Consider the following 9,691-nt stretch of genomic DNA (forward strand, 5'->3'; position numbering starts at 1 on the left):
TTGTTTGAATAAACAATTTTTGGTTTGAGGTGAGGTTCCTGATGATTGAGCATCCGGGTGATATCTGAGACGGGATAAGTTTCACTTGTCAACAGGTAATTTTTCCCATTCAATCCTGTTTTTGTGGCAGACCTGAAAATAGCCTCGGCTACATCTTCTACATTTACCAAAGCAAATTCAATATCATTGTCATAGAAGCTCTGAAAAAATGCATCAGGGGCAATTTTGTTTTTAAGTAAAAATTGAATCCCTGTTGAAGTCGAATCCTCCCGGTTTGATAATGACTTACCGATAACCAATACGGGTGAGACCGTCACTATTTCAAAATCCATATTTGGATGTGAGGCTAAAAATTTCTCAACCGCACGCTGAGCGAGAAATTTAGCCTGTCCATAAGGATGGCTTTCTTCACCATAATATGGCGTATCAGATTCGCAAAAAATTTCACCGGGTTTTTTGTTCCCTGCCGGTAAAGGGAAATTGGTATTAAAAGCCGCAACAGATGCGATAATAACCACTTTTTTTATACCAGGGTTATTTATAATCGCCTCCAAAAAGTTTTCTGTACCCTTCACTGTAGGGTCAAATAATTCGGATTGGGGATCAGTCACATTGAGTTGGAACGGAGTACCTCCGTGAATGACAATTTCGCATCCTTTCAAAAAATTTTCGAGTTCTGATTTATTTTCCACATTCAGCGCGACAATCTCAAGGTTTTCCGCCTTAGGCAATTGCTTTAAATGTGCGTATTTTCCCTCTTGGGAAATATCGGTAGAGGATACTTTAACCTTGTATCCTTCTGCCAAAAATTTCTTGGTGTTATAACTTCCAATGAAGCCCGAACCACCGATTATACCTACTGTTTTCATGTTTTTTGGTTTTTAAATCTTGTTTTTTTTAAGTTTCAATAATGATAAATTGAAATGCATTATTCGTTTAATACATGCACTTCCAATTCGATTTCTATCAAAAATTCCGGCAAAGCCAAGCCTTTGACTTCCAGCCATGAACCTGTTGGAAACTGTTGGGTATAGATGGAATTGCGGTATTCGGCATGTTCCAAAAAAGCCGGCATATCCGTGGTAAATACATTTTCCACCACCACATCGTCAAAGGTGCAGCCATAGTGTTTCAGGACTTTGTCCAAGTCGGAATAGCAGTTTTTCATCTGTTGGAGAAAATCACCCACAGCAGTCGGCCCTCCTTCATCGTCCATACTGACTGCACCGGATACTTTGATACTGTTTCCGATCTTGACGGCATGGGAATATCCGTAGGCTTTCTCCACTTCAGGTCTCAAGCAGAAGTATTCTAATTTTTCTGATTTCATAGTCAACTTTTATTTGTATTGTTAATTTTTGATTTTGGGAAAAATTGCCGGATGCCATGATCTGGCATTAAGCGTTTAATTTGATTAAAATTTACCTTTTCTATATTTGAAATAAAACCTATCTAGGACGAAACAACCTATTTTCTTTCCCAATGAACACATTTCTTTCCCTAATGAAAATCAGGATCTGATCAATTCGTAACCCTCTTCTGCTCCTCTTGGGATCCTACTTTTCTATCTCTGGTCCCTTTGATTTTGCTGTTTCCAAACTTATAGGTGTAGGTAGCCATGAACACCCTTTTTTCAAACTTCAACCTACCTGAAAAATCCAATGAAGCACCCTCAAATGACCTCCACCTGATTTGACTGGTTTCAAAAATATCGTTGCAGGATATCCTTAATATTCCGGCTTTTTCGAAGTCTTTTTGGATTCCGAGATTGACAAAGCCCCGCGAAAGCACCTTGTAATATCCCATTATGCTGGGAGACATATAATTCCCCATCAACTCAATGGTGTATTTTTTGGGAAGCGTGAAGGTATTGGTCAATACTACCTGTAAGCCTTTTAGTTTCACCTCATAAGTCTCCCCGTTCAGCTCTGAATTGACTTTTTGATAATTTGCAGTAAAGTTGTTTTGGGTTTCCCACCAGGAAGTCACTTTCAAGGGAAAAGCTACCATCATGGAAACCGTCTGCCTTTGGTCGATATTTTCAGTTCTAAGGAATACCGTGTTGGTTTCTTCATCCAGGGTAGGTTGAAACCTTGCAATTACATTTTTGTCCATGCTATGCTGCACCGAGAAAATCCAGCTTTTGTAGGAATAATCTGTTTTGATATTATCGGTGTAGGTAGGCAGTATGTTTTCATTTCCGGCGAAAAAGGTAAATGGGTCAGAAAAAAACACAAAAGGTGCCATCTCATTGAAAGTGGGACGGGTAATCCTGCGTCCGTAGGATACCTGAACCAAGTTGTCAGGATTGATTTTTCTGGATAAAAATGCAGTTGGAAAGAAATCACCGTAATGCCTGTCAACGATTTTCTCGCCGGATACGGTAGTCAGGTTGGTTTTGGTGTCCTCGTACCTTACACCTGCGTTTAGGGTAGTCTTATCATCAAATTTAATTTTGGCAGAGGAAAAACCTGCCAATATATCTTCTTTGAGAAGACCATCGCTGCTAAAATCGGGATCAAATGACCAATCAGATCCAAGTTTTTCTTCGAAAACAACTGTATTGGTGAATTTTGAAAAGGTGGCCCGGATTCCTGATTCTACAGAAACTGACTCCCCGATTTTCATGGAGTGGTTGACATCTGTCACCCAAAGTTCAATTGGAGTATCTTTGGTTATTCTGAAGTCCTGTGAATCGATCAAGTCATTGGATTCATTATATTTCATAATATTATACCAGGATGGATTGGAATTTTTGTAGGTCAGGTAATCTACATTGGTACTGATGACCTGCCTGTTTTGGAAAGTATGCTGAAGATTGATATTGCCCATAATATGGCTCCAGGAGTTTTGTTCAATCGTCGTCATCCTGACAAGGGTATCAGGGGAGATGGAATATTTGGATTCTGTAATATTGGGTGCAGTCATTTCCCAGCGGTTATTATAGCCGCTGACCAAGCCACTTAAGATGGTATTGTTTCCTAACTTGTAATCAAATCCAGCTTGGTAATTGATGGACTTTCTTGAGGCGAAGCGGTCAGTTCCCGTTTTGATACTAATATCTTCAAATCCATTATTGTTACCTCTAAATTGTTCCCATTCCTGTACCATATCTACATAGGTCGAGGACAAAAGACCAAACCAACTGAATTTGGGCCCTTGATGGTTGAGGCTGAAACTCATATTGCCATTATAACCCGATCCATAGCCTTGTCCGATGGTCAGGGAACCATTGGTGCCTATCGTTGCATTATCCTTTTTCATGACGATATTGATAAATCCTGCATCACCGTCGGCATCATAATTAGCAGGTGGGACAGTAATGATTTCGATCTTTTCGACATCACTCGAATTCAGACCGGCCAGCATCTGATAGGCAGCCTCCATGGGCATTCTGAACCTTTGGCCGTTCATCAGGATGACGACCCCATTTTTTCCTAAAACTGACAAAGAATTGCTCTGCCTATTGACCATTACTCCGGGAGACCTGTCCAGGACATCGATCACCGACAATCCGGCTGCTGTTATGCTATTGGCCACATTGACTACCATTTTGCCCTGTTCCAGCTCAAAAAATGACTTGTTGGCATTTACGGTCACTTCATCCAAGTTTTGATCTTCTTCAACCAAAATGATTGGCGCCAAATTATTTTTTTCTGTCCCCAAAAAACTGAATACCGGTGTATAAGTTTTGGCATACCCGAGGATAAATACTTCAACATAGTATTCTCCTTTTGGTATTTCTGTGAAAATATAGTTTCCGGATTCATCGGAAATGACACCATTCACCACAGAGGAATCCGGTTTGTTCCTAAGCAATACATTAGCAAAGGAAATCTCTTTAGCCCGTGAATCATGGACTTTTCCCTGAATTACTCCTTGGGAAAAAGACGGATTAACCAAGATTGATAGTAGAATTGAGAATACCAGAGGTTTCATTAATTTTATTTTTAAAAATTATTAAAAGTAGATTTGAATGTTTGTTAATCAGGATTATTCTAAAGCCGCCAGTATTCAGAAAGGGCAATTCACTTTAGCAAGTGGATTTGCTTAATTTGTCCAATAATTATTTCATTATCAAGTCTTTGGAAATTGCCAGATCAAATCTTTTTGATCTGGCAATTTTTTGGTGGTGCAGCTTTCTATTAACCTACACCGCTTTTGATTCCAAAGCCTATATGCTCTTATAATTTTACCTCTAAGGACATGGTAATTGGCTCCAGTACCGTATGGGTATCTTTGATATGCTGGATTTTAGGATCGTTGATAATTGCTCCTAATTTTTCGATTTCATCGGAATCGACCACCAACAATATTGAGTTAGGATCATCAGCATCCTGAAAGGTCCTGAATCCATTGGAAGCCGGGGCGAATAACCTTTTCCGATCTTCATGGCCTTTTAGCCAGGCATTGATATCACCTACTTTGTGACGAAATACATAAGTTGCCATAGTTTTTATATTTTTTATTTTGCCTACTCTGTATGGTTTTCGGCTTCCCCGTGTCAATCTATTTTTAAAATTTTCAATGAGAAATGAAGACTGAGGAGGATTTTCGAAATTCCCCCTCAGTTTTTTGAAGCAAGAGTGAATTGACTGAAAAGGATTAATCTTCCTTGGAGTCGCTATTGAAGATATCTCTTACACAGATGTATTTGCCATTTCGCTTTTCCCAAATTGCCATATACTTACCGGTTGAAATTTCTTTTCCGGAAGCATCCGTTCGAGTGAATTTACCTACTTCGGTGACAGTATTTTCATCACCAAAAACATCCAAAGTCTCATATTTATGTGTAACTCCTGCAGGTCTGGATGTCATACCTGCCTCAATTTCCTTTTGGATGGCAGCTTTGCCCACAGCCATGGGAGACCCGCTTCCCATACTCACAGCATCGTCACTATAAAAAGCCAGCAAGGCTGAAACATCACCCGCATTATCAGCAGCAGCCCAAGCAGTTTCCAAAGACTGGATTTCAGTTTTGATTTTTGTCATATCCGGCTTTGCTACTACTGGTGTGACCATCACTTCCGGAGCAGCTGTTTCTTCCGGAGCTGGACTACAGGTAACATTGAGAAGAGAAAGAGCGATACAGGCTATCGCTATGTGGAAATAGTTTTTTTTGTTCATTTTCTTGGTTGTTTAGTGCTTACTCTGTTCGGTTTTCAGCTTCCCCGTTTTTTTTTGATAGCTTTAATCCTGTATAACCCTCATTGGCGCCAGAGGCTGACCTGAATTATTCCGTTTCCTAAAAGAAGGCATTTGCATGTAACTCAGACTTCTCCAAAGCCATTCCATCGGACCAAATTGGAAATATCTAAGCCAGATCGGGCTGACGATCAACTGAAATATCCAAATGGCAAAAACCACATACAGCAGTTCGAAGCGCTCCAATTGGCCAAACAAGCCAAAACCTACTCCTGTGAATATAAACATACAGATCACCGAGTGCATCAGGTAATTGGTCAGGGCCATTTTGCCCACTGCAGCAAGGGATGTTTTCAGCCAACCGAAAAACGGGGATTTGCAAAACAGCATGATCAAACCTACATGTGCCATCGCCACAAAAAATCTTCCCCAGTAATAGGTAATGTTTGATTGACTAAATGAAAGGGTGGAGAACTGAGCATCCAAAATCAACTGCATCTCCCAATAATTGATCGCAATCCCGATCGGATATCCAATACCCACCATAAGCCAATAAATGGATGCAGGTTTTTCTCCTGAAAGCAATCCCCATTTGAAAAGTGCTATTCCGATCAACATCATGCTCAATACATCCCAAAGATCTCTCCTGTAAGGGTCGGTGACATTGAAATCATATAAGATGGGTCTAAGGTGTTTTGCTACTGAAAAATACCCTTTTTGCATTTCTTCGATAAACTTTCCCGTAGCCTCCGTGGAGTTACCGGCCTCCCTTTTTTCCCATGAATCTTTTGCTTCTCTCAATTCCTTTGAAGGTTCTTCACCGGAAGCAATAGAAACCTCCGCTTGCTGCACTTTGTCAAACCAGTCTTTATCTTTTTGGTAGTCATAGTAATTCCACACGGTTCCAATACAGAAAAGCAAAAGTCCTGTGAGGATCAGTTTTTTTGGGACCATTTGCCGGAAAGAGTAAACCAAAAATCCCATCAGGGCATAATTGTAAAGAATCTCACCAACCCATAAGAGCAAGTACCCATGAATTAACCCAAAAACAAGCAGCCAGGTAATCCGGCGGAAGTAGATATCTGCTGCATTTATTCCTGCACCTTTTTTTACCAGTCTATCTAAAAAAATAAACATGCCAACTCCAAAAAGCAGGGAGAACAAAGCCCGCATCGTTCCCTCAAATAACAGATTGGTCACGATCCAGGTGTCAAGGTTCAGTCCTGTATCCCCTCCTAATATGGAGGGGTTATTATATCCAAATGCCAGACCAAAGCCATTGATATTCATGATCAATATACCGCAAAGGACAATTCCCCGCATTATGTCCAGAGAGGCGATTCGGTCTGTTGCCTGAATGGGTGTAAGGCTGGTTGGGACAACTTGAACAGTCATATTTTTTTATCGTTTTTTTCAAAAAAAAAATCGGGCTTTGGCAAAAAGTTTACCCTAAATGCCTCCGCCCAATTCTTATCAACTAATATTCACTTTTCTATTCAATAAGGGTTATTCACTGTTTAATTACTTACTTGGCCTACTGAGGTCTTTATCCAATTTGTATAAATAGCTCCATGAACTTTCAAGGGATGAGCGAAAAGCTGCCTGAAGTTCATCCCTTTTGGCTTTTCCGGCATTTTTTTCAACCGTCTGCCATACACCCTCTTGTTCCATGTCCATGGCTGCAAAATTCTTGTAGGGAATCACATAGTGATAATTTGGGCTTTCAGGTCCTGAGGTCTGCCATTGGTACCAATAACCAGCGGGTTCTAAATTGGCTCCTTTACGGATTGATTCCACATCTTTGACAACTTCCATCATTCTGTGCCCGTTTGTGGAGTTTACTTTATAGAAAGCCACCCTGATGATGTCTTCTGCAAGTGGAGTCCCTTTGCTATTACCAGGTTGGAAACGGGAGATATGGTTGGTAGCTTTTTCGATATGGGGATTGATCATGTTCATTCCAAGCATCTGACAATTTTTCCCGGATTCATCGGTTTTGTCCATTTCTGCCCAGTTTATCATATCAGAAGCGAGCACATAAACATTTCCTTCTCCCTGTTGTCTTTTCCACATTCTCCAGGTCCAATCCCCCTTGTTCTCGAGGTAACAGGCTGTCCAGGCCTTTACACCTTCCCTGAATTGCATTTCATGCCCGGGCTTGATGGTAAATTCTGTCACTGATAATAAAGGGCCCTGTGGTTCAGTTTGTGCTGTAATCAAAGACACTAAGGACCAGTTCAGAACCAAACCCAGTGAAACGGCGACTAAATACTTCATTCTTTTTTCCATAACTATTTTGGTTAGATTTTAAAAATTATTGACCAATGTCAATTTTATTTTTTTTCTTTTCGAAGGGTTTAGGACGAACCAACCCCAAAATTGTCCCAACAGGCCTATTTTCTTACCGAAAAATATTTTAAGATGCAATTAATTGATTTTCAAAGGCTTTTTATTTTATATTTACCCTATGAAGAAGTTTTTAATGCTTTTCCTATTTTTCATTCACTTTCATCTTCAAGCTCAAATTGTAAATAAGGATGGACAATTTAATTATTCAAGGATTTTTGTGGATACAGATGAGTTTGAGGCAGATTACTTAGATAATTTGGAAAAAGCTTTGGAAATCATTCATCAGGAAGATTTGCGTTTTTTGATCATCAATGACCTAGGTTATCATTATCATACCAGAAACCTTCATAAATCATTGGAAATCATCAATCAGGGTTTGGAAGAGGTAAGAGTGGCAGACAATGACATTTGGGAAGGTAGAATGCAGGTTTCACAAGGAGCCATCTTATTAAGGTTGGAAGATTTGGATTATGCAGAAATTGTCCTAAGAAGTGCCTTGGAAAAAATCCCGGAAGCTGAAACATGGCTTCTTTTGACCAACTTAGGGTATGTTTATGAGCGAAGAGGGGATTTGAGTAAAGCTTTTGAATATGCGGCCAAAACTTTGCAGTTGGGAGAGAAATATCAGGATTTGAAAGCCATGGCCATGGCCTATTCCGATATGAGTAATCTTTTTTGGAAACAGGGAAAATTTGAAAAGGGCGTTGAATATGGTATGAGGTCAATAGCACTCTTCAAGAATAGGGGCTTGAATGATCTTGATTTTGATTTCACGTTGCATGTATTAGGTAATAATCTGGTGGCTTTAGGAAGATATGAAGAAGCACTTCCATACTTTCAGAGATCAGCTAGGATCGGTGAAAAATATGGTTTCTATAATAATCTCAGTGACACCTATATTGCCCTGACAGATTTGTACTGTCAAATAGGTGATTTTGATAATGCTTATAATTCAGGAAAGGAAGCGCTGAAATATGCTGAGTTGTTGGAGAATGATTTTATGGTTGTCCGCTCCCTACTTTCCCTTGGAAAGTTAAAAAACCAGGATAGGGATTTTGATTCTGCCATAACATACCTGCAAAGAAGCATCCGAACAGCAACGGAAGATTTTGGAGACATATATTATTTAGGTCTGATCTATCAGGAATTGAGTGAGGCTTATGAAGGAAAGAACAACATCAATGAATCATTCAAGGCCTATAAGAAATACCATGAACTGACCCAACTTGTTTTCAACTCCGAGGCGGACCAAAGAATTACCCAAATGCAAACTGAATTGGAAGTTCACCAAAAGGAAAGTACCATTTTTCTGCAAGATGAAAAATTAAAACAGCAGGCAACTATACAGGTTTTCACCCTTATTTTGACCGGTCTGATGGTCTTTTTCCTGTTTTTTCTTTACAGGGTTTTTAACCGAAGAAAGAAATATAGTTTGCTATTAGAAAAGCAAAATAAAGAAAAGGAGTTTTTAATAAAGGAAATCCATCATAGGGTTAAAAATAACCTGGAGACCATTTCCAGCTTGCTTTCCCTGCAGACTGCACAGATAGATAACCAAGAGCTTCAAGACATCATGATTGAAAGTCAAAACCGGGTTCATAGTATGGGAATGATCCACCAAAATCTCTATCAGGGTGAAAACATGACAGCAATCGAAATGAAGCAATACTTTCAAAATTTGGGAGGATATATCATCGATTCATTTGATGCTACTGAACGGATTACCTTTGACTGTGCCATGGATTCCTTGGAACTTGATGTGGATCGGGCTATCCCGATAGGTTTGATCGTCAATGAACTGATTACCAATTCACTCAAATATGCTTTTCCTGACAATAGGGAAGGGCAAATTTCGATTACCCTGTCAGAAACTGATTCCCATTTGCTTTTGAAAGTAAGCGATGACGGTATTGGATTTGATAGGGCCACCGGAATCAAAGGAACCGGGTTTGGCACGCAACTCGTAAATTTATTGACCAAACAATTGGACGGAAATATGACTTTGATAACAAATAGAGGAACAGAAGTATTTTTTGAATTTCAAATCGGCAAAGCAGCATGAGTAATGTAACGAGAATATTGATTGTGGAAGATGATATGATCATCGCGGCAAATATTTCTTTGCAGCTCACCAAATTGGGTTATGAAGTCACGGGGATTGAGTCAAGAGGTGAGGATGCCATCAACCACGCCAAGG

Annotated in this window: 8 protein-coding genes; 1 reads left to right on the top strand and 7 read right to left on the bottom strand. The window is 39.8% G+C overall.

Going from position 1 to position 9,691, the window contains the following annotated elements; genetic code table 11:
* The 7 genes from ACEW8O_RS06900 to ACEW8O_RS06930 all read right to left on the bottom strand — a co-directional run.
* On the bottom strand, nt 1–869 hold an 869-nt coding region (locus ACEW8O_RS06900; protein ID WP_373493886.1), incomplete at its 3' end, for an NAD-dependent epimerase/dehydratase family protein.
* A gap of 59 nt (nt 870–928) precedes the next feature.
* Complete coding sequence (locus ACEW8O_RS06905; protein WP_373493887.1) at nt 929–1,330, bottom strand: RidA family protein; 402 nt, start codon at nt 1,328–1,330, stop codon at nt 929–931.
* Nucleotides 1,331–1,521: 191 nt separating this feature from the next.
* Nucleotides 1,522–3,939 (bottom strand): TonB-dependent receptor domain-containing protein, encoded by a 2,418-nt coding sequence (locus ACEW8O_RS06910; RefSeq protein WP_373493888.1) that lies wholly within the window; start codon nt 3,937–3,939, stop codon nt 1,522–1,524.
* Nucleotides 3,940–4,184: 245 nt separating this feature from the next.
* A complete protein-coding gene (locus tag ACEW8O_RS06915; RefSeq protein ID WP_373493889.1) occupies nt 4,185–4,451 on the bottom strand; it encodes a hypothetical protein in 267 nt (88 codons plus the stop codon).
* Nucleotides 4,452–4,605: 154 nt separating this feature from the next.
* Nucleotides 4,606–5,127 carry a DUF4440 domain-containing protein gene (locus tag ACEW8O_RS06920; protein WP_373493890.1) on the bottom strand — a complete coding sequence of 174 codons (522 nt, stop codon included), beginning with the start codon at nt 5,125–5,127 and terminating at the stop codon, nt 4,606–4,608.
* A gap of 63 nt (nt 5,128–5,190) precedes the next feature.
* Nucleotides 5,191–6,540 (bottom strand): DUF418 domain-containing protein, encoded by a 1,350-nt coding sequence (locus tag ACEW8O_RS06925; RefSeq protein ID WP_373493891.1) that lies wholly within the window; start codon nt 6,538–6,540, stop codon nt 5,191–5,193.
* Nucleotides 6,541–6,666: 126 nt separating this feature from the next.
* Nucleotides 6,667–7,434, bottom strand: coding sequence for a hypothetical protein (locus ACEW8O_RS06930; RefSeq protein WP_373493892.1), 768 nt, complete (start codon nt 7,432–7,434; stop codon nt 6,667–6,669).
* Between the two features lie 178 nt (nt 7,435–7,612).
* Here ACEW8O_RS06930 and ACEW8O_RS06935 point away from each other — a divergent pair, with 178 nt between their 5' ends.
* Nucleotides 7,613–9,556 carry a histidine kinase dimerization/phosphoacceptor domain -containing protein gene (locus ACEW8O_RS06935; protein WP_373493893.1) on the top strand — a complete coding sequence of 648 codons (1,944 nt, stop codon included), beginning with the start codon at nt 7,613–7,615 and terminating at the stop codon, nt 9,554–9,556.
* Nucleotides 9,557–9,691: the final 135 nt, after the last annotated feature.

This window comes from Aquiflexum sp. (assembly GCF_041749095.1).
Lineage (GTDB): Bacteria > Bacteroidota > Bacteroidia > Cytophagales > Cyclobacteriaceae > Aquiflexum.

Bases quoted from the DNA above. Each gene is read 5' to 3' on its own strand.
- ACEW8O_RS06905 (WP_373493887.1), bottom strand. From the start codon at position 1,330: ATGAAATCAGAAAAATTAGAATACTTCTGCTTGAGACCTGAAGTGGAG.
- ACEW8O_RS06910 (WP_373493888.1), bottom strand. From the start codon at position 3,939: ATGAAACCTCTGGTATTCTCAATTCTACTATCAATCTTGGTTAATCCG.
- ACEW8O_RS06915 (WP_373493889.1), bottom strand. From the start codon at position 4,451: ATGGCAACTTATGTATTTCGTCACAAAGTAGGTGATATCAATGCCTGG.
- ACEW8O_RS06920 (WP_373493890.1), bottom strand. From the start codon at position 5,127: ATGAACAAAAAAAACTATTTCCACATAGCGATAGCCTGTATCGCTCTT.
- ACEW8O_RS06925 (WP_373493891.1), bottom strand. From the start codon at position 6,540: ATGACTGTTCAAGTTGTCCCAACCAGCCTTACACCCATTCAGGCAACA.
- ACEW8O_RS06930 (WP_373493892.1), bottom strand. From the start codon at position 7,434: ATGGAAAAAAGAATGAAGTATTTAGTCGCCGTTTCACTGGGTTTGGTT.
- ACEW8O_RS06935 (WP_373493893.1), top strand. From the start codon at position 7,613: ATGAAGAAGTTTTTAATGCTTTTCCTATTTTTCATTCACTTTCATCTT.